The following is a 22,159-nucleotide window of genomic DNA, read 5'->3' on the forward strand; positions in this document are numbered from 1 at the left end:
CTGACGAACAAGGCGGAGTACGAAGGGTTCTACACCCGGGAGGAGATCGAGGAGCTGTTCCGGGACGTGGCCTCCTACTACATCGACCCGGAGAAGTGCCAGGCGTGTATGACGTGCTTCAGGCGCTGCCCGGCCGAGGCGATCATCGGGGGGAAGAATCTGATCCATGTGATCGACCAGGACAAGTGCATCCGGTGCGGGACTTGCTTCGAGGTCTGCCCCCCGCGCTTCGGCGCGGTGCAGAAGCTCGTCGGCGAGCCGGTTCCGCCGCCGATCCCGGAAGAAAAGAGAAAAATCGTCAGAAAAGGCAAAGAGAAATAGAAACACGTACAAAAAAAGGGCGCCTTCGGGCGCTTTTTTTATGGCGCGCGAGGCATGGCGTGAATCTTGTGAAGTGAAGGCCTTCTGCGGGTTGTGTCCCTTCGGCTCCGACCAGGCCTGGAAGTGATCAGGGTGCGTCGCTTTGCAGTAAACGACCGGATCCGCAATAGATATAGATGCCGGATTCACGCGACGGCGAGGCCAGGGTCATGTTGAGGGACCGGGCCAGATCGACAGCCAGGGCCGTTGGCCTGGAGGCCGCCAGGATGAAAGGGATGCCGGCACGGGCCGCCTTCTGGACCAGTTCGTAGCTGATGCGGGAGGAGAGCACCAGAAGCTTGGCTCGATCGAGGGTCCCCTGCAGAAAAAGTTTTCCGACCGCCTTGTCCAGGGCGTTGTGGCGCCCGACATCCTCGGCCAGAGACAAGCGCTCGAAGGAGGCATCGTAGAGGGCGGCGGCATGGGCGGCGCGCGTCAGCCGGTAGAGGGTCTGATGGTCCTTCAGGGTGTCGAGGCAGCTGCGGGCCTTTTGGAGATCGAGCTTCGGTCCGTCCGGGAGGATGTGCAGCACCTGGGAGAGATCCTGGATCAGCTCTTTCCCGCAGATGCCGCAGCTCGACTGGCTGAGGAAGCCCCGGCGTTCGAGGATGGGCCTGATGACCCGCAGCCGTGAAGGGGTGACGGTCAGGGTCACCACGTTGGTCTGCTCCCCTTCACAGGAGGCGAGGGTCTCGATGTCAGCCGGCCGGTCCAGGATGCCCTCGGCGAGGCAAAAGCCGGCGGCGTGCTCTTGTTCGTCCCCCGGTGTCCGCATGACGACGGCGTAAGGCTGGCCCTGGACTCGGATGGACAGCGGCTCTTCCCGGATCATGTCCAACCGGGCTTCCCCGTTTTCCTTTCCTTCCCGCAGCTGAACCCGCAGCGGAATCGTGTGTGCAGTCAAGGCCCCTCCTTCACGTTGCAGGCGGCAAAGGCGTCAGGATTGCTCTTGGAATCGTTCCGGCCGGGCGGCCGCCGATCGGATCGTCAGCAGCCGGCATCCTGTAAGCCTGGCTGGACTTCAGATCCCTCGGGACCATCGAGGTCCAGGCGAATCCGTTGGTCCATCGATCCCTGCGACCGTTCGTTCAGCCACCCCATCCAAATCGCATCGAGTGTTTTCAAAACCATCCACAGGGTGTATAAAATTATCATGAACCAGATCTCCGCGCAAGCCCTGACCGGGAATCGGGAGGGTCTCCAGGGCGGAGCCGGAAAAGGGGGAGGTTTGATGCGTTGGAAATGGTTCCTCGGCATTTTCGCCGTTATAATCGTCCTGACGGTCATGGCGGTTTATATCTTTGCTGCGACATACGACTATGACCGGCTCAGGCCCAGGATCGTCCAGGCCATCAGGGATTCGACCGGCAGGGAGCTTCTGATCGAAAAGCCGCTGGCGGTCGAGATCGGTTTTTCACCCGTCATCGTCCTCGAGGAGGTGCGTTTCGGTGATTTTGGCGAAGATTCCGAAGCGGGCCTGCTGAGGGTCAAGCGCTGCGAGATCCAGATCGCCTTGCTGCCTCTGCTGAAGGATGTCCTGGAGGTCAAACGCCTCCAGTTGGTCGAGCCGCAGTTCCATGTCGATAGAAGCTCGCCCCCTGGGCCTCGAGCGCCAGGCGGCGCCGGACCCGGGACCGCCAGCGATTCAGGTCCTGTAAGTGCGACGGAGGAGGGGGCCGGTCAGCCGGCCCGGTCGGATGGCGCCGTCGAGCGGGGTGCTCAGCGGTTTCCGGCCTTTGGATTCAAGGATGTCGAAGTGGTTGACGGGGTTGTCGTTTACCGGAGCGGGCCCGAGGGCGCCGTGCACACCCTTCGGCTGGAGCGTTTCGAGGCGCGGAGCGGTGGCATGGACGCCGATATCGACCTGGAAGCGAGTGGAGACTATGAAGGCCATCGTTTCGAGCTCAAGGGCCGCACGGGGGGGCTGCCGGCCCTGACAGATCCGAAGAGGCCTTGGGATGTTCGTCTGGAGGGGCTTTTCGGCGGGGCCGCGATCTCGATCGAGGGGGAGATGGAGGATGTATTCCATATCCGCGGGGGGCGGTTCACGGTCTCCTTCCACGGTGAGGCCCTCGAGCCGCTGCCGTTTGTCGGGCCTCTGGGGATGACCGGCTTGCCGGAACCGTTCGAAGGGCGTTTCGAGATCGGTGATGTTGCGGCGGGCCGGTATCGAATCTCGGCCTTGCATATGAGGCTCGCGGAGAATACGCTCGAGGGCGAACTGGAGCTCGATACGAACGGGCCCATCCCGTCCATCGAAGGGGCGCTGTCGTCGGAGCGTTTGGATCTGAGGCCTTTTATCCCGAAAAGGGAGGCGGACGCCTCGAAGCCCGGGGCGGGGGCTTCCGGGAGCCGAGATGCAGCCGGCGGCGGGCGCGTCTTCTCCTCGGAGGCGATCCGGATCCCTTTCCCGGCCTGGCTGGTCCTGGATCTGAACTGCGCCTTCAAGAACGTGTTCATGCCCAAGTGGGCGTTTACAGATCTGGGTGCGCAGGTCCGGCTCTCGGACGGGCGTCTCCGGATCGAAGACCTGAAGGCGGATACGGAAGCGGGCTCGGTCACCGGCCGGTTCCATTTCAAGGCTGCGGAGCGCGGGATTGTGCTTGACGCGCTGTGCAAGGTCACGAAGCTCGATGTGTCGCGGATGCTCAAGAAGTTGGGGGAGAAGCCGTCACTGGAGGGCGAACTCGACGCGGACCTCGATCTGCAGGGCCAGGGCGCGTCGTTTGCCGAGATTATGGCGGGCCTCGACGGGAAGATCTCCCTGGTGATGGGCGCAGGGCGGATCGATTCGTCGGGCTTCGACTTCTGGGGGGCCGATGTCGTTCAGAGCCTCATGCAGGTGGTCGATCCGGCCCGAAGGCCCCGATCCACCACGGACTTCAACTGCCTGGTGGCAGGGTTTCTCGTGACGGGGGGGCTTGCGCGCAGCACTGCGCTGGTCCTGGATACCGATGTCACGAGCCTCGTAGGGGAGGGGCAGGTGAATCTGCGCCATGAAACCCTTGATCTCGAGTTCGCCCTCATACCGAAATCGGGCCTCTCGGTGCCCGGCCTCGGCAAAGTGGGGATCACCATCGGGCAACTGACCCGGCCGTTCAAGGTGGGCGGCACCCTGAAGAAGCCCGCCGTCCGTTTCGATGTTCATGAAACGGCCTGGGTGGTGGGAAAGGCCGTTGGCGGCTCGCTCCTTTTCGGGCCGGCCGGGATTGCCGCCGCTCTGGCCACCGGCGCCGCCGGCTCCGAAAACCCGTGTCTGGCGGCCGTGCGGGCGGCGGAAGCGGGGGTGCCGGTCAGGGAAGATGCCGGCACGCCGAAAGAACTCATCGACGGGATGGTCGATCAGGCAGGGAAACTGCTTGATCGCCTGTTGGGCAGATGAACGGGACCACGGGCGAAACAGGGGCGACGGGGGGTTACAGGCGCAGGGTGTGCGGTGTCCCCCGGGCCGGTTTCGCCGGGCCGACTGCAACCTTTTCCATCGAGCCGGCGGCATGGCGATGACCGACAAGATCGACATCAACTGTGATATGGGGGAAAGCTTCGGGGCCTACACCCTCGGGATGGACGCCGATGTCATGCGCTACATCACCTCCGCGAACATCGCCTGCGGTTTCCACGCGGGCGACCCCGGAGTCATGAACCGGACGATCCAGTTGGCCCGAAACCATCGCGTCGGCGTCGGCGCCCATCCGGGATTCCCGGATCTGCTCGGCTTCGGACGCCGGAACATGGATTGCACCTTGGATGAGATCAGGGACTACGTGGTCTATCAGGTCGGCGCCATGGAGGCCTTTTGCCGTCTGCACGGCGTGCGCCTTCAGCATGTGAAGCCCCACGGAGGGCTCTACAACATGGCGGCGGGAAACCTCGACATTCTGCGGGTCTTGACGGGGGCCGTCGCCGCCCTGGATGCGGAGATCCTGCTGGTGGCACCGGCCGGCGGACGGGCGCAGGCAATGGCGCGCATCGGGCGCGAGGAGGGGGTTCGGTTGGTTTTCGAGGCCTTTCCCGACCGGGCTTACACCCGGGAAGGTGCGCTGGTTTCGAGGCGGCTGCCGGAGGCGGTGATCCTCGACCCGCAGGAGGTTGTGGAACGGGCGCTCGCTCTGGTCGTGGAGGGAAGGATTTCGCTGCTCGAAGGGGGCAGCCTTGAGATGGAGGCCCAGACGCTTTGCGTGCATGGCGACAATCCAGGCGCTGTGGAGATGGCCGCGGCCATCCGAAGGGGCCTCGAGTCGGAGGGCATCGGGGTGGCCTCCATGGCGGAGTGGGTTTGAGGCGAGATCTTCCACAGGTCGAGGGTGATGGCGGGCGTGCTCTATGAGACGCCCCGGTTCAGGTTCAGCGGCGACCGGGGCCTTCTGATCGAATACGGGGAAGGGGTGGACCTTTCGGTGAACGAGAAGGTCCACCGGATGACCGCGTTGCTTCAAAGAGCTTTGCCAGATGGGGTCGAAGCCGTCATCCCCGGCTACTGTTCCATGTGCATCCTCTACGACCCCTGCAGGACCGGCCCGGCCGCCCTGGAACGACACGTCCTGGGTCTCGAAAATGCACAGGATCGCAGAGAGGCGGCGCCCGCCAGGACCGTGAGGATCCCGGTCTGCTACGGCGGTGAGTTCGGCCCGGACATCGGTTTCGTCGCCGCCGGTCACGGCCTCTCGGAGGAGGAGGTCATCCTCCTTCACACCGAACGGTCCTATCCCATCTATGCCATCGGGTTCGCGCCGGGGTTCTGCTACCTGGGGGGGCTGGACGAGCGGCTACACACCCCGCGGCTCGAGACCCCGCGCACACGGGTCCCCGCCGGATCGATCGGGATCGCCGATGACCAGACCGGCGCCTACGCGCTCGAGACCCCCGGCGGCTGGCGGATCATCGGTCGCACGCCTCTGCGTCTCTTCGTCCCGGAACGCCCGGACCCTTTTCTCTACCGTGCCGGCGATCGGATCCGGTTTTCCCCTATTTCCCAGGAGAAATTCGACGCGATCGCCGTGGGTGACCAGGCATGACAACCGTCTTCGCAGTCATCGCCCCCGGCCCCCTGACCACGGTCCAGGATGCCGGGCGGGGCCGGTTCCTGCACATGGGGGTCCCGCTCTCCGGCGCCCTCGACCCCTTCGCCTGTCGGGTCGCCAACCGGCTCGTGGGGAATTCGGACGAGGCCGCCGTCCTCGAAATGACCTTTGCGGGCCCGCACCTTCGGGTGCTCGATGAGGTGGATCTGGCGGTGACCGGCGCGGACATGGTGTGGTCCGTAAATGGGGTTTCCGCCCCATGCTGGCGCACCGTAAGGGTCGGCAGGGGGGATGTGGTGCGGGTCGGGCAGGCTCGGAGCGGTTGCCGCGGCTATCTGGCGGTGACCGGCGGGGTCGATGTCCCGGTGGTCCTGGGCAGCCGGTCCACCTGTTTGAGCGGCCGGCTGGGCGGCATCGAAGGCAGGCCCCTCCGAAAAGGGGATCGGATCGCGCGGGGCGCGGGAGAGCTGCTGAAGCGGGCGCGCAGGTTACCGGACCCGCCGGTCTACGGGCGTACGGTCAGGCTTCGGGCGGTGCCGGGGCCCCAAGACGAATGTTTCCAAGGGTCCCTGAATCTCTTTTTCGAGGCGGTTTTCCAGGTCACTCCCCGGAGCGACAGGATGGGATGCCGATTGAACGGCCCGGTAGTCCAGCGCGAAGAGGGGGCTCCGCAGGGCATCGTCTCGGAGCCGTCCCTGCCGGGCAACGTGCAGGTGCCGCCGGACGGCCGTCCCATCGTGCTGCTGGTGGAGCAGACGATGGGGGGTTACACGAAGATCGCCACGGTGATCTCGCCGGACCTTTCCCGGATTGCGCAGGCCCGGCCGGGGGACACCGTCCGGTTCGACCGGGTGACGATCGAAGAAGCCCACGCGGTCTGCAGGGAAGCAGCCCGCAGACTGGCCGGGATCGACGCCCTCCTGGCCCTCCCCGTCAGCTGCCTGGAACGCCTCGGACTTCCTTTTTGAGCCTTCTACGGAGAAGAGGGTCTTTTTGGCCCGGGAGGCCGTCAGGCTTCAAAGGCGGTCTTGTTCCATTCAACCGTTGGCCTTGTTCTCCAGCGGGTTTCATTCCTGCGCTTTGAATCGCCGTTCATTTTCCCTTCGCAGGGGCTGTCCGATCAGCAACTCCGGCAGATGCTCACCGAGCGGCGAACGGCGCCGCGATCCCGCAGCCGAGGGCGAAGGCCTCCAGGTTGATGTCGAGGACGCCCGGCGGGATCCTGTTCTGCAGCACCTTCTGGACCGATCCCGGCTGCACCACGCCGGTCAGCTCCACCACTGCGCCGAGCATACAGATATTGTAGACGATCGGCTTGCCGATCCGGTCCATGACCTCGCGGTACAGGGGCAGTTGGAAGAGCCGGGCGTCGACCCTGCCCTCCGGCTTCACGTAGCGCGGGTCCGTGAGCAGGATGCCCCCCGGGCGGATGATGCCGAAGAACTTGTTGTAGGCCTCCTGTGTCAGGCAAACCAGCACGTTCGGCTGGTTGGCCTTCGGAAACCGTATGGGCGAGTCCGAGATGATCACGTCCGAACGGGTGGCGCCGCCGCGGGCCTCGGGGCCGTAGGATTGGGACTGGGTGGCGACGAGGCCCTCGTGGAGCACCGCCGCCTCGGCGAGGATGATGGCCGCCGTGATGACCCCCTGGCCGCCGGACCCCGAAAAGACCAGCCTGCAACGTTCCATCAGGCACCCCCTTTCATCGCTTTTTGGATGACCCTGTCGTATTCGCGGCAGTACTCGGGTTTTTGCTCCTGAACGAAGATGCCCCGTTCGATAAGGGCCGGGTTCCGTTGCTTGGCCTCTGAGCCGGTGGGCGTCGTGTTGTCCTTGAACCACTCCATCATGTCGGCGGCGTCGCCCATCTGGTTCTTGCGCCCGAAATAGGTCGGGCACTGGCTCATGATCTCGACCACGGAGAATCCCGGATGGGTGAAGGCCTTTTTGAGGATGTCGACCATCTGCGTTATGTGGTAAGTGGTGGTGCGCGCAACGAAAGACGCCCCGGCCGCCTTCGAGAGGGTCACGACGTCGAAGTCGTGGTCGATGTTCCCGTAAGGCGCCGTGGTGGCCTTGCTGCCATACCCGGACAGGGGCGAGTATTGGCCGCCCGTCATGCCGTAGATCCGGTTGTTCATCACGATGGCGGTCATCTCGATGTTGCGCCGGGCGGCGTGGATGAAATGGTTGCCCCCGATGGCCAGGGCGTCCCCGTCCCCCATGGGGACGATGACGTTCAGCTCAGGTTTGGTGATCTTCACCCCTGTGGCGAAGGCGAGCGCCCGGCCGTGAAGGGTGTGCAGGGAGTGGAAATCGACGTAGCCGGAGATGCGGGAGGAGCAGCCGATTCCGGAGACCATGACGATGCTGTTCTTGTCCCAGCCGATCTCCATGACGGCGGTGATGAGCCCCCTCAGGACGATTCCGTGGCCGCAGCCGGGGCACCAGATGTGGGGGAAAAAACGTTCCCGGATGTAATCCTTGATATTCGGCATCGGTCAAACCCCCTTCCCCTGAATGACCCTGAGAATGTTGCGAATGTCGGTCGGGTTGATGAACTGCCCGTCGATGCGGTTGGCCAACACGACCCGTTGGGGGTTGGAAACGGCCCGTTTGACGGCCCGGACGATCTGGCCCATGTTCATCTCGACGACTACGATATGCTTGGCCGCCGCGCATTTTTCTTCCACCAGGCCGTAGGGGAAGGGCCACAGGGATTGCAGCTCGAGCAGGCCCAGCCGCTCGCCCCTGGCCCGCCGGTTCTCGACGACGTGCAGGGCGGAGCGGGCCGAGCATCCGTAGGAGATCAAGACCGTCTCGGCATCCTCCAACTGGTATTCCCGGTACCGCGTGATCGCCTCGACGTTGTGCACGATCTTGTCCTTGAGGTGGCGGAGCAGTCCGTGGACGACACCTGGGTTGTCCGAGGGAAAGCCCCACATGTCATGGAAGAGCCCGGTGACATTGTAGCGGTGCTCGCCGCCGAAATCGGACATCGGGATCCGTCCATCTTCCCTCGGCAGATAGGGGTGGAAATCCACACCGGCTTTGACCGAGGTCCTCAGCCGCTGCACCACCGGAATGGCGCTTTCTTCGGGGATGACGAGGCCCTCCCGGAGATGACCGATGACCTCGTCGAAGAGGAGGATCACCGGCGTCCGGTAGGTTTCGGCCATGTTGAAGGCGTGGACCGTCATCTCGAAAACGTCCTGATGGTTCGATGCCGTGAGCGCGATGATGGCATGATCCCCGTGGACCCCCCATCGCGCCTGGTAGACGTCCCCCTGGCTCGGCCCCGTCGGTAGCCCGGTCGACGGTCCTCCGCGCTGCACATCCACAATGACGCAGGGGATCTCCGTCATGATGGCGTAGCCGAGGCCCTCCTGCATGAGGGAAAACCCCGGGCCGCTCGTGGCGGTCATCACCTTGTGCCCTGTCAGCGAGGCCCCGATGATGGCGCAGATGGAGGCGATTTCGTCCTCCATTTGGATGAATTTGCCTCCAAGCTGCGGGAGGCGGTAGGACATGTGCTCGGCGATCTCCGTCGAAGGGGTGATCGGGTACCCGGCGAAGAATTCCACCCCTGCATAAAGCGCCGCCTCCACGCAGGCCTCGTTTCCCTGAACGAATCGAATCGACCCTTCCATTCAACTCCGCTCCTCTTCCGGCATGGTCTCGACCGTCAACGCCAGGTCCGGGCACCGCATCTCGCACATCCTGCAGCAGATGCAGTCCTCCGGCCGTACGGCGCAGGCTTTGTCCTGGTCGTCCAGCTCCAGGACGTGCTTCGGGCAGAAGTGCACGCAGATCCCGCAGCCCTTGCACCAGTCCCGGTTGATGACGTGCCCTTTCAGTTTCGGCTTCCCTTTCGGCATCGGATTGTCCTTTCACGGTCCACACGAGGACTCGGATCTCGTTTGTCTCTGTGCTCGACCTTTCCAGCCGGATGAAAAAAGATCCCGGCTCGATCCGAGGGTCGGATCCTGCCCCGACCATCCGAACTCCCTTTCTACCAGAAGGAGACGATCAATGGAACCGAAACATGTCCGGGGCAGGACTGGCGGCTCGGCGGACCAAGTTGAGACGTGTCCTTCTTTTTTTTTGTTCGAAAATAGTTCTGACCTTGTCGTTTTCTTACCGGCGGTGGCTGCGTGAATCCCCATTATTTTTAAAACGGATGCACAGCATTCAGAGCAATCCGCCCATTTCGTGATGGAGGAATCCTTTTTTCTGCAGGATACGGGATAGATCTGATCGGCAGACCTATGACTATGAAAGTATTCATTACTTTAAAATCAATAAGTTATACAGCTTTTTCATCTTCTTGGTATGGATATGTTTGCCTGGATACGTTCCTGCACTATTTGGCATCTTTTTTGCTAGATCAATCCATTCAGGTAAAACTCATCGGAACGGCGGGCTCGAACCTGGGGGTTGGAGCCCGCTTTTCGGTTCTCGAGAGGGAGGAGACCTTTACCAAGTTGGAGTGGATCCGAAAGCGGAGAGGCTGCACGCCCTTGGAAATCAGGCAAACGGGTTCCATTTCTTGTTGGAGCTGCATGATGCATTGGATCGTGCTCGTTTCCGGATTCATCACCCTGGTTTTGTCGCCTGTTTTTGCTTGCGCCGACGGTTTCAACGCTCCTGTTCCTCCGGCCAAAGACAACCCTCCTCGGGTGGCATTCCAGGGGATGCCCCTCCGCTTTGTTGCCAATGCAGGTCAAGTGGATCCACATGTCATGTTTTATGCCCGGGCGTCGGGTTACACCTTGTGGGTGACGGCCGAGGGTATGGTCTTCGACGTGGTGCGGGCCGAATCGAGCAAGACAGCGGTGGCCGGGGGTTCATCAACAGGGTTGGAAAAGGAAGCCATCAAGAGGGAGGTGACCAGACTCTCCTTTCCAGGCGCCGTGAAGATGCCCGAGTTGGAGGCCCTCGAGGAGGCGGAATGCCGCGTAAACGTCATCAGGGGGCCGGACTGCCAACACTGGAAGACCGGGATTCCCACTTTTCAATCCGTTATGTACCGGGGGATTTATGAAGGGATAGACCTCAAAGTCTACGGGATGGCGAGGCAGGTCGAGTATGACTGGATTGTGGGGCCAGGGGCGGATCCCGGGCGTATCTGTCTCAAATATGCCGGGGTACGGGGTAGCCGGATAGACGATAAGGGGGATCTGAGGATCGAAACGGTTCACGGCGAACTGATCCACCGGCGTCCGTTGAGTTATCAAGAATTCGAGGGCCGCCGTGTGGCGGTGGCATCGGGTTACCGGAAAACGGGGGAAGATACGTACGCTTTCGAGGTGGGCTCCTACGACCGCAGTCGACCGCTCGTTATCGACCCCGTTGTTGTGACGCAAGAAGCATTTCTTGGCGGCGCAGCGGACGATTTTTTGAACGGCGCCGCAGTGGACTGCGACGGACAGGCTTATCTTGCAGGCATTACGCTCAGCAGCGATTTCCCTCTGGAAAACTCCTGTCGGGTTGATCCCAACGATACCGACATCTTTCTTGTCCAAATCGACACCACCCGGCCGGCTGCTGAGAATCCAGTTTATGCAACCTATCTCGGCGGGAGCGGGCAGGAATTCGGCGGATGGATAGCGGCTGGCGACGACGGAAATGTCTATATTACAGGGTGGACGGACAGTCCGGATTTTCCGGTCTTAGCCGGGTGTCAGTTGAATCTTCGAGGGGATGCCGATGCCTTCCTGATTCGGATCGACACCACCCGGAAGGGTGTCGAAAGCCTCATCTATGCAACCTATTTCGGGGGAACCGGAGGCGATCTTGCTTATGCGGTAGCGGTAGACGGCCGGGAGAACGCGTATATCGCCGGTTCCACGGACAGTCTGGATCTGGCGGGTCTGCACGAGAAATTCCGCTCGGGATTCCAGCCGCAGCCGAAGGGCGGTCAGGATGCCTTTATGGTCCAATTGGATACGCGTCTTGAAGGCTCCGAAAGCTTGGTTTACGCCACGCATCTCGGTGGCAGCCAGCATGAGAGCGGGTTGGGCGTGGCGGTAAACAGCCGCGGCTTGACCTTCGTCACAGGCTCCACCTTCAGCTTCGATTTCCCCGTTCTCAATGGTTGTCAGCCCGAATTGTCAGGGCGTTGCGATGCCTTTCTGGCCTGTCTGGACACGGCCAAAGAGGGACATCAAGGCCTCGTCTATGCGACCTTTGTCGGTGGGGAAAAGACGGAAACAGGCTATGGCGTGGCCGTAGACGACAGGTACGGAGCCGTTCTGGTCGGAGACACGGAAAGCCGTGATTTCCCGGTCCTGAACGGCTGTCAAACGGCTTTGAGGGGGGGCGTGGACGTCTTTGCGGCCAAAATAGATACAACCCGCAGCGGTTCAGAAGGCCTTGTCTACTCGACTTACCTCGGGGGAAGCGGTATCGAAGCATGTTCGGCTGTTGCTCTGGATGTCGATGAACATATCTATGTGACCGGACAGACGGCCAGTTTGGATTTTCCTGTCCGTGACGGGTATCAAGGTGGACTGAAGGGTGAGAGCGACGTCTTCGTGGTCACCTTGGATACAGGGTTGAGCAGCGCGGCAAGCCTGGTTTTCTCGGCCTTTCTGGGTGGGGAAGGCCGGGAATACGGAAGCGCCGTCGCAGCGGGGTCCAACGGTACCGTCTATGTTGCCGGGGTAACGGATGGCCCGCGTCCCGATAACGGCGCGCTGGCCGCTGGACAACCTGCCGGCACGCGGCATGACCTTTTTCTGATCGTACTGGGTGAGAACGCGGCTTCTGGGGTGGATTTGAGCATAGGGAAAGACGTCAGCAACGCCAACCCCTCGAAGGGCGAGGAAATCGCTTTCACCCTCACGGCAATGAACCACAGCACGCAAAATGCCACGCAAGTCGCAGTGGAAGATCTTCTCCCTGCGGGGTTGGTATTTGTGTCCGCTTTTACGGCTGTCGGAGGCTATGACCCCCACAGGGGCCTCTGGCATATCGGCGACCTCGCCGCGGGCGGGAGTGTTTCATTGGATATCGTCGTCCAGGTGTCCGCCGGCGCGGCGGGTCGAATCGAAAATAGGGCCGAAATCCGGAGCGCTGAAAACGATGTGCATGGGTGGGACAACACCGCCGTCGCCACGGTATATATGGATCCCTTTCATATGATCAGAGCGACGGCCGGACCGAACGGCAGGATCCACCCGGCCGGCGAGATCTATGGAAACCAAGGCTCTGCCCAGACCTTCACCATCACACCGGACGCTGGATACGTTATCAAAAACGTTCTCGTAGACGGTGCATCCGTAGGGGCGGTGGCCCGCTACACGTTCCCTTCCATAGTGGTCAATCATACTATCCATGCGGTCTTCGCCGAAGAGGGCCTGGTCAACGGCGATTTGAATGAGGACGGCGAGATAACGGTCCAGGATGCAAAATGCGCCTTGGACGTTTCCCTGGGGATTTGCCCGACCGATTGCGGGGCGTGTGACGAACTGCCTTCCGCAGATGTCGACAGGGACGGGAGCGTGACTGCGGCCGATGCGCAATGCATTCTGGATAAAGCCATGGGGCGTCCGAGCTGCCTCGATTGACGTTCCTTCATTTCCTTTGTCGAGATTTGAAGGCGCCGCCGCTAAAGGGCAGGCGGCATGGTTTGGTTATAATTTCACAGTGCTGCAAATTCTTAGAACAAGGAAAGGGTGATCGTAGTGGACGGCAAAACAATCCGAGCATCCAGGGAGTGGTTAGCTCTTTTCCTTATCCTTCTGCTGACCGCTGCAACGGCGGTCGATGTCGGTGCAGGAACGATCGAAAGGGGGCTCTATTTGGCGGAAAATGCCTGTCCCTCACCGGGACAGTACGTTTTCGAAGTCCATGTGGTCGATGCCCCTAACGATTTGGGCGCTTTCATGTTCGAAGTCCGGTTCGACACGGCCGTTTTGTCATTTGATGGAGGAGAAAAAGGTCCGCTGATATCCGGATTCGTTTCGGATCATAACGAGATCGTTCCAGGTGTGATAAGGGTCGGGGGCTATTATCTTTCCAATAAACTGCCAAGCGGCTGTTCAGGGGTCTTGTATCGGCTGGTGTTTACCGCTGCTCAATGCATATGCAGCCGTTTGGAATTGATCAACTTGAAGGACAGTGTCGCGGGGTGGGATGTCCATGATGCCTTTCTGAAGGTTGACCCCGTTATCGGGCGTTTCACGGCGACACCGGAATGCATAAAGCCAGGGGGAAATTTGACCTTGTCCTGGGCGGTGGAGGGTGCGGAGAGCATGTCGATCACGCCCGATCCGGGATCTGTGGATCCATCAGGGGGGAGTCTCCAGGTCAGTCCTTCGCAGTCGACCACCTACATCCTGAGGGCCCTGAACGCCTGCGGCGAGACGACCGCCGCGGTCAAGGTGTCGGTGGAGCAGGATGCCTGCGCCGTTCCTGCCTTGAGCAAATGGGGCGCTATGATCATCGCAGTTCTCCTCGGAGGTGTCTGCGTTCGCTTTCTGAGGCGTCGAAAAACCGGGGAGAGGTTGAAATGGTGACGACGTTTGGAAGGGTCGCGAGAGAATGCAAGAGAGGTTTGAAGCACATGCTTCGGAGTCTGCGGGGCACACGCCATCGGTTTGCCTTTTGCATCGCCTTCACAGCTTTGTCGGCGCTGATTTCCAGCGGGGCGTCCGCGTTTCCCGAAGAGAAAACTGCGGCCCTCCCCGTCAATGGGCGGATCGTTTTCGGAGAAGGGCATATCCAGACGGTTGGACAGACTCTAACGATCAGCCAGACCTCCAGCCGGATGATCATCGAATGGGAGAGTTTCGATATCGGTGCGAGTGCTGCGGTTATCATCCGGCAAAGCGATGCCTGCTGTGCCGTCTTGATTCGAACCGGCAGATCCGGGCCGAGTGAGATTCACGGCCGGCTCAGCGCTGAAGGAGCCCTATTTCTGGTGAATCGTTCGGGCATTCTCTTCGGCCCGGCGGCTCAGGTGAAGGCGACAGAGTTCTTTGCTTCCAGTCAGTCTATAACGGGGGCAGCATTCTTGTCGGGGGAAACGGCCTTTGCATCATCATCCGGCCTTTCCGGGTTTCTCTGGAACGCGGGGAGGATCGAGGCCGCCGCAGGCGGCCGGGCGGTTCTCATTGCCCCGCGGATCGAAAACGAGGGGGTGATCGAGACCTCCTCCGGGCCGGTGCTTATGGTGGCGGGGGATTCGATGCGTCTGACCGGTGAAGGGAGAGACATCCTGGAATTCCATCCAGCACCAGGCAAGATGGATGTCTGGATCGAAAACCGGGGGGTCATCCGGGCGGATGGTGGTACGGTGGCGTTGAAAGCTGCAGCGGTAGAGGAGGGGAGGACGGCTACGGTAATCAATTCAGGGATTATTGAGGCGAAGGCCCTGTCAAATTGTGCCGGACGGATTCTGCTCTTGTCGGACCGCATGCGAGGGGAGGTCATCGTCGGAGGAACGCTCGACGCGTTGGACTCCGAGGGAACTGGGGGAGGGTTTATAGAGACGTCGGCGGGCAAGGTTTCAGTGAAAGACAATCTGCGTGTTGCGACGAGCGTGCACGGTCGAACCGGGGGGCTGTGGGTCATCGATCCTGAGGATTTCACTATCGCTTCCTCCGGGGGAGACATAACGGGTGAGGGACTTTCCAGAGCCTTGGCCCAAGGCAGCGTGAGGATTGAAACCTCTGCCAGCGGCAGGGGCGGTCAGGGCGACATTTTTGTCAATGACAAAATCACGTGGGGTCGGAACACCTTGACCCTTTCCGCTTTCCGCAACATCGAGATCAACAGCGACTTGTCCGGGTCCGAAGAGGCCATGCTGATCCTGGAATACGGCCAGGGATCTGGTGACGGGATAATCGAAGGGACCCAAGCTGAATATCTTATCAGGGCACCCATCAACCTGCCGGGGGGTGACACCTTTCAAACGCGCTGCGGGAGTGAACGCCCGGCGATGGATTTCAGGGTGGTTACCCATCTGGGAAATCCAGGCAGCCGAACGACAGAGGATCTCCAGGGGATGCTGGGGGATCTCAGTCGCCATTATGCTTTGGGGGCCGATATCGATGCCTCGGCCACACGGAACTGGCATGATGGTTCCGGGTTCGAACCTGTTGGCGGGAATGAAAGCGATTATCGTGTAAGAGATCGATTTGCAGGCCATTTCGATGGGCTTGGGCATACCATCAGCGGGCTTCACATCGGAAGGCAGGGCAGGAATTTTGTCGGCCTTTTCGGTGCCATCGAAGAAGGCTGTGTCGCCCATGTATGTCTGGAACATCCTTCTATAAGAGGGACTGTGGGAGTGGGAGCTCTGATTGGCAGAGCCGTGAAAGCACGGATCGAGAACGTATGGAGTAATGGCGATGTCATTGGAGAGCACAGTGTCGGCGGGGTGGTCGGTGTTTGCATCGGTTCCGATATGTATTCATGCACCAGCGGGGGTTCGGTGAGCGGAACGGTAGAAGCTGGCGGGCTTGCAGGTTCGGCATGGGAAGAGACACACATCGAGGATTGCAGCAGCAGGGGGACTGTGTCGGGTAACGGGATCGTCGGCGGGCTGGTGGGAAAGGCGAATGACAGGTCGGAGATTCATGGTTGCAGCAGTGTCGCAGATGTTTCACTGAACGGGCAGAGTGTGGAAAGGTGTGCAGGCGGTCTTGCAGGAGAGATTAACAGTGGCACGATTAGCGGCAGTCACAGCAAGGGGAATGTCACGCTTAGCGGTTTATGGGGTCATGGCGGAGGCCTGGTTGGCGCAGCCGTTGGTTCGACCATTTTCTCGAATTGGAGCACCTCCGCCGTGGTCCAGAATATCGATGAGAAAAATTCGGGTGCCCTCGGCGGTCTGGCGGGGGTTTCCGCGGACAGTTGCATCGAGAACTGCTGGAGCGTCGGCAATGTTCTTGGCAAGGGCTATGCGGGCGGATTGGTGGGTGAGCTGTTGTGTTCGGGTATTTCTTGGAGTTGGAGCAGCAGTGAAGTGAAAGGCGGGAACTGGACCGGTGGTCTTGTGGGGTATTCTGGGGATTCGACTATTGTATCCTGTTGGAGCAACGCTCACGTGGAGGGTGATGGAGGTCTGGGTGGTTTGGTCGGGTACTTCTGCAAGGAAAGCGGGAGTGAGGTTAGGATAGGGAACAGTTGGAGCAGTGGTTCCGTAAATGGAACGGCCGCAATTGGGGGGTTGGTCGGGATTCTTCAAGAATCTGGCGTGGAAAACAGCTGGAGCGACGCTTCTGCAGGGGGGAGTCTATTCGTCGGCGGTCTGGTGGGAATGATCAGTGACGGCCGCATCGAGAACAGTTGGTGTGTCGGTGAAGTCGTTGGGGAAGACCATTTTGGCGGATTGGTGGGGGGTAAGTATTGGGGATCTGGTTACGTCTCCAGGAGTTTTTGGGATAGGGAGACCTCGGGCCAGGCGACTTCGGCCCTTGGCACGGGCAAGACGACGGCCGAGATGAAAAAATTATCCACCTTTGTAAACGCGGGTTGGGACATCGACGACGCAGGGGGCACCGGAAAGGTATGGCGCATTTATGGGGGATACAGCTATCCACTCCTGCGCTGTTTTCTTCCCCCCATAACGGCTGCTTTCACATGTCAGCAAAAGGGCAGCGGATCGTACGCCAAAATATACGACGGAACAAAATGCCTGCCCGATGGTTGCGTGTGCAGCTTATCCTGGGCCGACAAGCCGGGGGGTTTCGATGAAGGAAAGATCCTCGGTGAACCTATTTTCATGACCGAAGGCAAGGATGTGGGATTGCGGTCCGTCGTCCTGGGCGGCCTTTACAGTGATCAGCAGGGATATGATATCAAGTTCCAAGGGAACCAGACGGTCGAGGTTCTTCCTCGGCCGATCACTGCGTCCTGTGCAGTCGAAGACAAGGTCTATGACGGCACGACTACGGCACGAGTGTCAGGCTTCCTGACAGGGGTCGTTGCCGGGGATGACGTAGGCTTTAAGTGCACCGCCGCCTATTTCGCTGACCGGAATATGGGCACCGGCAAGGCGGCCACGGTATGGGATCTTGGACTGGCGGGCCGGGACAGCGGCAACTATGTCTTGGAGGAGACCGATGTGACAGCTGTTGCCGACATCGTTCTCAAAAAATAAGCGGGGTTGCGTGACCCGCTGTCAAGCATCCTCTCAATAGATTTTTTCATCTTCTGCGAATGCCTCGGGTGCGTCGCTTTCATAGTCCCGCTCACGCCCGCCCTTTTTGCGCAGGGTGTACTCCCGGTACCACTCGTGGGCGGTGATCAGGGCCATCACCTCGTTCGATCCGGTCCAGATGGAGGCGAGCCCGAGGTCGCGCACGATCCGTTCGATGGGGAAGACATTGGTGTATCCGATGCCGCCCATGACCTGCATGGCCTTGCGCGCGGCTTCCTGGCACGATTCGGTGACGAACTTCTTGGTTTCGCTTACCAGCCGGCGGATGGTGTTGGGGTCTTGACCCGACTCGATGGCCCGGGCGGTGGTGTAGACGAGCGAGCGGCTGGCATCGAGAAGGGTCGCAGCCTCCGCGACCTGGAAGCTGACCCCCTGGAACTGGTTGATGGTCTGGCCGAAGGCCTTGCGCCGGGTGGTGTACCCCGTGGCGATATCCAGGGCGGGCCGGGCGGCGCCGATGGTCATGGCGGCGGTCCCGAGGCGCTCCGGGATCATCATCGTGTTGAAGACCTTGTAGGCCCCGTTCAGCCTCCCCACGATGTTTTCCCTGGGCACCACGGCATCCTTGAAGACCAGGCGGCCGGCGCCCCCGCCGCGGCACCCCATGAGGCCGTAAAGGTAGCTGACCTCTACACCCGGCCCCCGATCCACGACGAAGCAGGTCAGGGCCTTGTGGGGGTGGGTCTGGGGGTCGTGATCGGTGCGGGCGTAGACAAGGAAGTAGTCGGCGCCCTCCGCCCCCACAATAAAGCGCTTCTGTCCGGTGAGTAGAAAATGGTCGCCGCTCTCGATGGCAGAGGTGGAGGTGCCGAAAAAGTCGGAGCCTCCCCGGGGTTCGGTCAGGCACTCGGCGGCGAAGATCTTACCTGCCAGCAGCGGTTTGACATATTTCTTTTTGAGGTCGTCGCTCCCATGGAGCACAATGGCGTCGCAGACGAGTTCCGCCCCCACCCCGAAGGTGCAGGCGAAGATATAGCCGAGGGTCCCGATCTCTTCCATGACCGCGCAGGTGGCCACCCAGTCCATGCCCCGGCCGCCCCACTTCTTGGGGTAACGGCAGCCAAGGAGGTTGCGGCGTCCGGCCTCCTGCAGAAATTCCCGGGGGAAGACGATCCTTTCCCGGTCCATGTCCAGGATCATCTCCCGCGGCACCCATGCCACGAGGTCCCTGGCTTCCTCCACGATCTGTTTCTGGGCCTGGCTCAGCAGGAATTCATACATCTTGGATTTTCTCCTGTGACAGACGGATAGCTTTCAGACAAAGACCCTTCGGATTCACCCGCCTTCCGGAATGCATGGTTTGCTTCAACGGCCTTCAGGAGCGCTGCCTGGACAGCGGACTTCTACGCTATAGGCCCGGTCGGCTGAGCGCCTGGAGGCGAAAGCCGGATCCGGCAACCGCCCTGATCTTACATGCACCGTGTGGGAACTGCAAGCAGCGCCCGTGCAAATGACAGGACCGGAAGCCTCTGCTTCGAACGCGTCAATTCCCGGCCACCAGCAGCCCCCGGATCCGGTCTGCGGCGTCGTGCAGGGGATCAGGGATGATCCGCCCGTCGATCTGCACGGCCGGCATGACGCCGATGAGCGCGTTGAGCACCCAGACGGTGCCCACGTTCCGCAGGTCCGCCGGCCGGGCGGCCCGGGTATCCACGGGGGTTCCGCTTAGGCCGAGGAGGCGCCGGACCTGTTGAAGGGTGATGCCGGTGAGCTGGTGCGGGCTTTCAGGGGTCCACCAGGTCCCCCCACTCCGGCAAAGAAGCGAGCCCGCCGCGGTTTCGCAGACCCGGCCCTCGGGGTCCAAGACCACGGCCTCGTGGCATCCGGCATCCAGCGCGGCCTGACGTGCACAAAGATAGAACAGGTAATTCAGTGACTTGTATCGGGCCAGGGGCGGTGCGTAGCTGTTCAGGTGGCAGTGCAGGCGCCAACCCTCGAGGTAATCCCGGGCCGTGGGGGGGTGATACCGTTCGGCGCTCAGAATGATGGTCGGCCTGCACGCCGTGGGAAGACCCAATCGAGGTTCCTGCCCGCGTGTGACGATGATCTTCACCCGGGCCGCGCTTTTGCACAGGCCATTGACCTGGAGCAGGCGGGCGATGATCCCATCCCAGTGAAGGTCACCGGGTAGATTCAGGCGCAATTCTTCCGCTCCTTGTCTTAGGCGGTCGAGGTGTTGGGAGAGGTAGAGAGGCCGTCCATTTTGGGCCCGCAGGGTCTCGAAGAGCCCGTCGCCGTAAAGGAACCCGCGGTCCAGGGGATGGATCGCCGGCCGGTCTTCCGGCACGAAGCGACCGTTGAGCCAAATCCGCCTGCTGGATGGTGTGACCGATTCGCTCATGAGTGTCTCCGGCCGAGCTGCCGGTGCACCTCGAAAAGGGTTCCGGCCTTGTGGAGGGTTTCCAGAAACTCCATCTCCGGGTCCGAATCATACACGATACCGCCGCCTGCCGAAAAGCGGCATGTCCCTTGATGCACGATGGCCGTGCGGATGGCGATATTGAGGTCCAGGTTCCGGTGCAACCCGAGGTAGCCGATGCAGCCGGTGTAGACATGCCGGACGCACGGTTCGAGTTCGTCGATGATCTCCATGGCCCGTATCTTCGGACAGCCGGTGATGGAGCCGCCCGGGAAGGCGGCGCGCAGGAGACCGGCATGCGTGAGGTTAGTGATGGCTTCACCGGCCACCGTGGAGACCAGGTGGAAGACGTTCCGGTAGGCCTCCACCCGCTTGTGCGACACGACGCGGATGGTGCGCGGGCGGCAGACCCTGCCGAGGTCGTTTCGCAGGAGGTCCACAATCATGGAGAGTTCCGCATCGTCCTTGGTGCTTTGCTGGAGTTCCCTCCCGAGCCGGATGTCTTCGGCCGGGCTGCCGCCTCTGGGCCGGGTGCCTTTGATGGGCCGGGTCTCGATGGTGTCGCCCTCCCGGAAAAGAAATCGCTCCATCGAGGTGCAGAGCACCTGGTGGTCGCCGGTGTTCAGGTAGGCGTAGAATGGGGCTGGGTTCCGTGCGAACAGGCGCTCCCAAAGGGCGAACGGATCCCCTTGCAGCTGGAAGCTGAAGCGCTGAGACAAGTTGACCTGATAGACATCCCCTGCCGCGATATATTCCCGAACGGCGGAGACGGCTGCGCGGTACGCGTCAGGGGTGAAATTGCTCTCGGTCCGGCCTGCTCTGGGAGGGGGGCCCGGCCTCAGGATCCGACGGTGAAGAGGATTCACATCCAAATCTTGATGGTTTCCAGTGCCGAGGACAAGATATCGCAGGATTCCAAGCGAGCGGTCATGGGTCAGGACCCTGGATGGGAAGGTCAGATAGAGATCGGGCAGTCCCAGGTCGTCGCGGACGGTCTGGGGGAGGGTTTCGATCCGGTTCTTGAGTTCATAGGCCAGATAGCCGACGGCTCCGCCGCCAAATGGGGCGGCCGGCAGGTTGAAATCGGGCTGCAGCCTCCAAAACAAATGGTCCAGGCATTCCAGCGGGTCACCCTGCTTTTGTTGGGTTCCAAAGGGCGTCTCGAGGGTGATGGCTTCGCCTTTGGCTTTGAAGGTGAGAAAAGGGTCCCAGGCGATGAGCGAATAGCGGCTGCAGTCCAGATCTCCTCCGCTTAGAAGGACGCAGCAACCGGGCATCCCTGCAAGGCCTCTGGCTGTCTCCAGGAAAATAGCATCCGAGGCATATTCGCAGAGGATCTCGTTCTTGAGCAGCTTGAGAGGGGCCTGACAGGAGAGCGTTCGCGAAGGCTTCATGGCGCGATTTCTCCGGGGGGCGGTTGATGTTCAGCGCACGGTTGCTTCCAGCGGGGAAACCGCTCACTCACCGGCTGCGGTACGATCTGATGGGCGGGGAAGCCGGGGGCGAGCCTCAGAAAGTTTTCGGCCAGTTGCAGCCCGTACGCGCTGAAAAACGATTCCGGGTGGAACTGGACCCCCCAGATGGGCAGGTGGCGGTGCTGCAGCCCCATGATGACGCCGTCTTCGGCGTGCGCCAGGGGCTCCAGGTCGGAGCCCGGCACCACCTGAAGGGAGTGATAGCGTGCCGCCTGGAAGGGCGACGGCAGCCCTCGGAAGATGCCCCGCCCTGTGTGGTGGACCGGGGAGGCCTTGCCGTGGACCGGCAGCGGGCTTCGGACGGTCCGTCCGCCGTAGACCTCGTTGAGGATTTGCATGCCGAGGCAGACCCCCAGGAGCGGGACACGCCTGGCAAGGCGCTTGACCAGTTCTTTCGTCTCTGCAGCATCTCCGGGGGTGCCGGGCCCGGGTGAGAGACAGACCCAGTCAGGCCGAAGTCTGTCCAACTTCTGCTTGTCGATGGCGTCGTGGCGAAAGACCGGGATGTCGATGTCGAATTCCTGGAAGAGCTGCACCAGGTTGTACGTGAAAGAGTCGTAGTGGTCGATCATGACGAGCAGCATGCGCCTTGTCTCCCAAAAAACAAAAAAAGCCATCCAGACCGAGTCTGGATGGCTTGCGCCTGACATCACTCCTCTATACATTGCCTCAGATCGTTCCTGATGTCAAGGGATCCCATGCGCGCCCGCGGCAGGACCCTGGATCCGGCGGCTTTGGGCATCGAAAGCCGGAACGGGAGCCGGGCAAGATC

At 61.2% G+C, this 22,159-nt stretch carries 17 protein-coding genes; 8 read left to right on the forward strand and 9 right to left on the reverse strand.

Annotated elements, in window-relative coordinates:
- Nucleotides 1-321: DUF362 domain-containing protein (locus H567_RS0116375; RefSeq protein ID WP_028322219.1), on the forward strand; the 321-nt coding region annotated here is incomplete at its 5' end.
- Between the two features lie 127 nt (nucleotides 322-448).
- Here H567_RS0116375 and fdhD read toward each other — a convergent pair.
- Nucleotides 449-1,264: a formate dehydrogenase accessory sulfurtransferase FdhD gene (fdhD, locus tag H567_RS25485; protein WP_051185042.1), complete on the reverse strand. Its 816-nt coding sequence runs from the start codon at nucleotides 1,262-1,264 to the stop codon at nucleotides 449-451.
- 327 nt (nucleotides 1,265-1,591) lie between these two features.
- On the opposite strand from fdhD, the gene H567_RS0116390 reads away from it, so the two are divergent.
- From H567_RS0116390 to H567_RS25490, 4 genes are all read left to right on the forward strand, one after another.
- Nucleotides 1,592-3,742, forward strand: a complete 2,151-nt coding sequence (locus tag H567_RS0116390; RefSeq protein WP_161626640.1) for an AsmA family protein — start codon at nucleotides 1,592-1,594, stop codon at nucleotides 3,740-3,742.
- A gap of 118 nt (nucleotides 3,743-3,860) precedes the next feature.
- Nucleotides 3,861-4,640, forward strand: a complete 780-nt coding sequence (locus H567_RS0116395) for a LamB/YcsF family protein (protein ID WP_035254839.1) — start codon at nucleotides 3,861-3,863, stop codon at nucleotides 4,638-4,640.
- A gap of 36 nt (nucleotides 4,641-4,676) precedes the next feature.
- Nucleotides 4,677-5,375, forward strand: a complete 699-nt coding sequence (gene pxpB, locus H567_RS0116400) for a 5-oxoprolinase subunit PxpB (RefSeq protein ID WP_028322222.1) — start codon at nucleotides 4,677-4,679, stop codon at nucleotides 5,373-5,375.
- Nucleotides 5,372-6,349 carry a 5-oxoprolinase subunit C family protein gene (locus H567_RS25490; protein WP_051185044.1) on the forward strand — a complete coding sequence of 326 codons (978 nt, stop codon included), beginning with the start codon at nucleotides 5,372-5,374 and terminating at the stop codon, nucleotides 6,347-6,349. The genes pxpB and H567_RS25490 overlap by 4 nt, the downstream gene beginning before the upstream one ends.
- Before the next feature lie 172 nt (nucleotides 6,350-6,521).
- On the opposite strand, the gene H567_RS0116410 is transcribed toward H567_RS25490, so the two are convergent.
- Genes H567_RS0116410 through H567_RS0116425 form a run of 4 tightly spaced genes read right to left on the reverse strand, consistent with a single transcriptional unit; the run spans nucleotide 6,522 to nucleotide 9,259 of the window.
- Nucleotides 6,522-7,070 (reverse strand): 2-oxoacid:acceptor oxidoreductase family protein, encoded by a 549-nt coding sequence (locus H567_RS0116410; protein ID WP_028322223.1) that lies wholly within the window; start codon nucleotides 7,068-7,070, stop codon nucleotides 6,522-6,524.
- Complete coding sequence (locus H567_RS0116415; RefSeq protein ID WP_028322224.1) at nucleotides 7,070-7,879, reverse strand: 2-oxoacid:ferredoxin oxidoreductase subunit beta; 810 nt, start codon at nucleotides 7,877-7,879, stop codon at nucleotides 7,070-7,072. Before H567_RS0116415 ends, H567_RS0116410 begins: the two co-directional genes overlap by 1 nt.
- A 3-nt stretch (nucleotides 7,880-7,882) precedes the next feature.
- Complete coding sequence (locus tag H567_RS0116420; protein ID WP_028322225.1) at nucleotides 7,883-9,031, reverse strand: 2-oxoacid:acceptor oxidoreductase subunit alpha; 1,149 nt, start codon at nucleotides 9,029-9,031, stop codon at nucleotides 7,883-7,885.
- Entirely contained in the window at nucleotides 9,032-9,259 is a 228-nt protein-coding gene (locus H567_RS0116425) for a 4Fe-4S dicluster domain-containing protein (protein WP_028322226.1), read from the reverse strand. It lies immediately after the preceding gene.
- 684 nt (nucleotides 9,260-9,943) lie between these two features.
- On the opposite strand from H567_RS0116425, the gene H567_RS0116430 reads away from it, so the two are divergent.
- From H567_RS0116430 to H567_RS0116440, 3 genes are all read left to right on the forward strand, one after another.
- Entirely contained in the window at nucleotides 9,944-12,952 is a 3,009-nt protein-coding gene (locus H567_RS0116430; protein ID WP_208598406.1) for a DUF7948 domain-containing protein, read from the forward strand.
- Between the two features lie 117 nt (nucleotides 12,953-13,069).
- On the forward strand, nucleotides 13,070-13,903 hold the full coding sequence (locus tag H567_RS29060) for a cohesin domain-containing protein (RefSeq protein ID WP_028322228.1): 834 nt from the start codon (nucleotides 13,070-13,072) through the stop codon (nucleotides 13,901-13,903).
- Between the two features lie 47 nt (nucleotides 13,904-13,950).
- Nucleotides 13,951-17,493 (forward strand): two-partner secretion domain-containing protein, encoded by a 3,543-nt coding sequence (locus tag H567_RS0116440; protein WP_315861791.1) that lies wholly within the window; start codon nucleotides 13,951-13,953, stop codon nucleotides 17,491-17,493.
- A 33-nt stretch (nucleotides 17,494-17,526) separates the two neighbouring features.
- On the opposite strand, the gene H567_RS0116445 is transcribed toward H567_RS0116440, so the two are convergent.
- From H567_RS0116445 to H567_RS25500, 4 genes are all read right to left on the reverse strand, one after another.
- A complete protein-coding gene (locus H567_RS0116445) occupies nucleotides 17,527-18,774 on the reverse strand; it encodes an acyl-CoA dehydrogenase family protein (protein ID WP_028322230.1) in 1,248 nt (415 codons plus the stop codon).
- A 262-nt stretch (nucleotides 18,775-19,036) separates the two neighbouring features.
- Nucleotides 19,037-19,894: an aminotransferase class IV gene (locus H567_RS0116450; RefSeq protein ID WP_028322231.1), complete on the reverse strand. Its 858-nt coding sequence runs from the start codon at nucleotides 19,892-19,894 to the stop codon at nucleotides 19,037-19,039.
- Entirely contained in the window at nucleotides 19,891-21,306 is a 1,416-nt protein-coding gene (locus tag H567_RS25495) for an anthranilate synthase component I family protein (RefSeq protein WP_051185045.1), read from the reverse strand. Before H567_RS25495 ends, H567_RS0116450 begins: the two co-directional genes overlap by 4 nt.
- Complete coding sequence (locus H567_RS25500; RefSeq protein ID WP_051185049.1) at nucleotides 21,303-21,971, reverse strand: anthranilate synthase component II; 669 nt, start codon at nucleotides 21,969-21,971, stop codon at nucleotides 21,303-21,305. Before H567_RS25500 ends, H567_RS25495 begins: the two co-directional genes overlap by 4 nt.
- Nucleotides 21,972-22,159: the final 188 nt, after the last annotated feature.

This window comes from Desulfatiglans anilini DSM 4660, assembly GCF_000422285.1.
Taxonomy (GTDB): domain Bacteria; phylum Desulfobacterota; class DSM-4660; order Desulfatiglandales; family Desulfatiglandaceae; genus Desulfatiglans; species Desulfatiglans anilini.

Bases quoted from the DNA above. Each gene is read 5' to 3' on its own strand.
- H567_RS0116390 (WP_161626640.1), top strand. From the start codon at position 1,592: ATGCGTTGGAAATGGTTCCTCGGCATTTTCGCCGTTATAATCGTCCTG.
- H567_RS0116395 (WP_035254839.1), top strand. From the start codon at position 3,861: ATGACCGACAAGATCGACATCAACTGTGATATGGGGGAAAGCTTCGGG.
- H567_RS25490 (WP_051185044.1), top strand. From the start codon at position 5,372: ATGACAACCGTCTTCGCAGTCATCGCCCCCGGCCCCCTGACCACGGTC.
- H567_RS0116410 (WP_028322223.1), bottom strand. From the start codon at position 7,070: ATGGAACGTTGCAGGCTGGTCTTTTCGGGGTCCGGCGGCCAGGGGGTC.
- H567_RS0116415 (WP_028322224.1), bottom strand. From the start codon at position 7,879: ATGCCGAATATCAAGGATTACATCCGGGAACGTTTTTTCCCCCACATC.
- H567_RS0116420 (WP_028322225.1), bottom strand. From the start codon at position 9,031: ATGGAAGGGTCGATTCGATTCGTTCAGGGAAACGAGGCCTGCGTGGAG.
- H567_RS0116425 (WP_028322226.1), bottom strand. From the start codon at position 9,259: ATGCCGAAAGGGAAGCCGAAACTGAAAGGGCACGTCATCAACCGGGAC.
- H567_RS0116430 (WP_208598406.1), top strand. From the start codon at position 9,944: ATGATGCATTGGATCGTGCTCGTTTCCGGATTCATCACCCTGGTTTTG.
- H567_RS0116440 (WP_315861791.1), top strand. From the start codon at position 13,951: ATGCTTCGGAGTCTGCGGGGCACACGCCATCGGTTTGCCTTTTGCATC.
- H567_RS0116445 (WP_028322230.1), bottom strand. From the start codon at position 18,774: ATGTATGAATTCCTGCTGAGCCAGGCCCAGAAACAGATCGTGGAGGAA.
- H567_RS0116450 (WP_028322231.1), bottom strand. From the start codon at position 19,894: ATGAGCGAATCGGTCACACCATCCAGCAGGCGGATTTGGCTCAACGGT.
- H567_RS25495 (WP_051185045.1), bottom strand. From the start codon at position 21,306: ATGAAGCCTTCGCGAACGCTCTCCTGTCAGGCCCCTCTCAAGCTGCTC.
- H567_RS25500 (WP_051185049.1), bottom strand. From the start codon at position 21,971: ATGCTGCTCGTCATGATCGACCACTACGACTCTTTCACGTACAACCTG.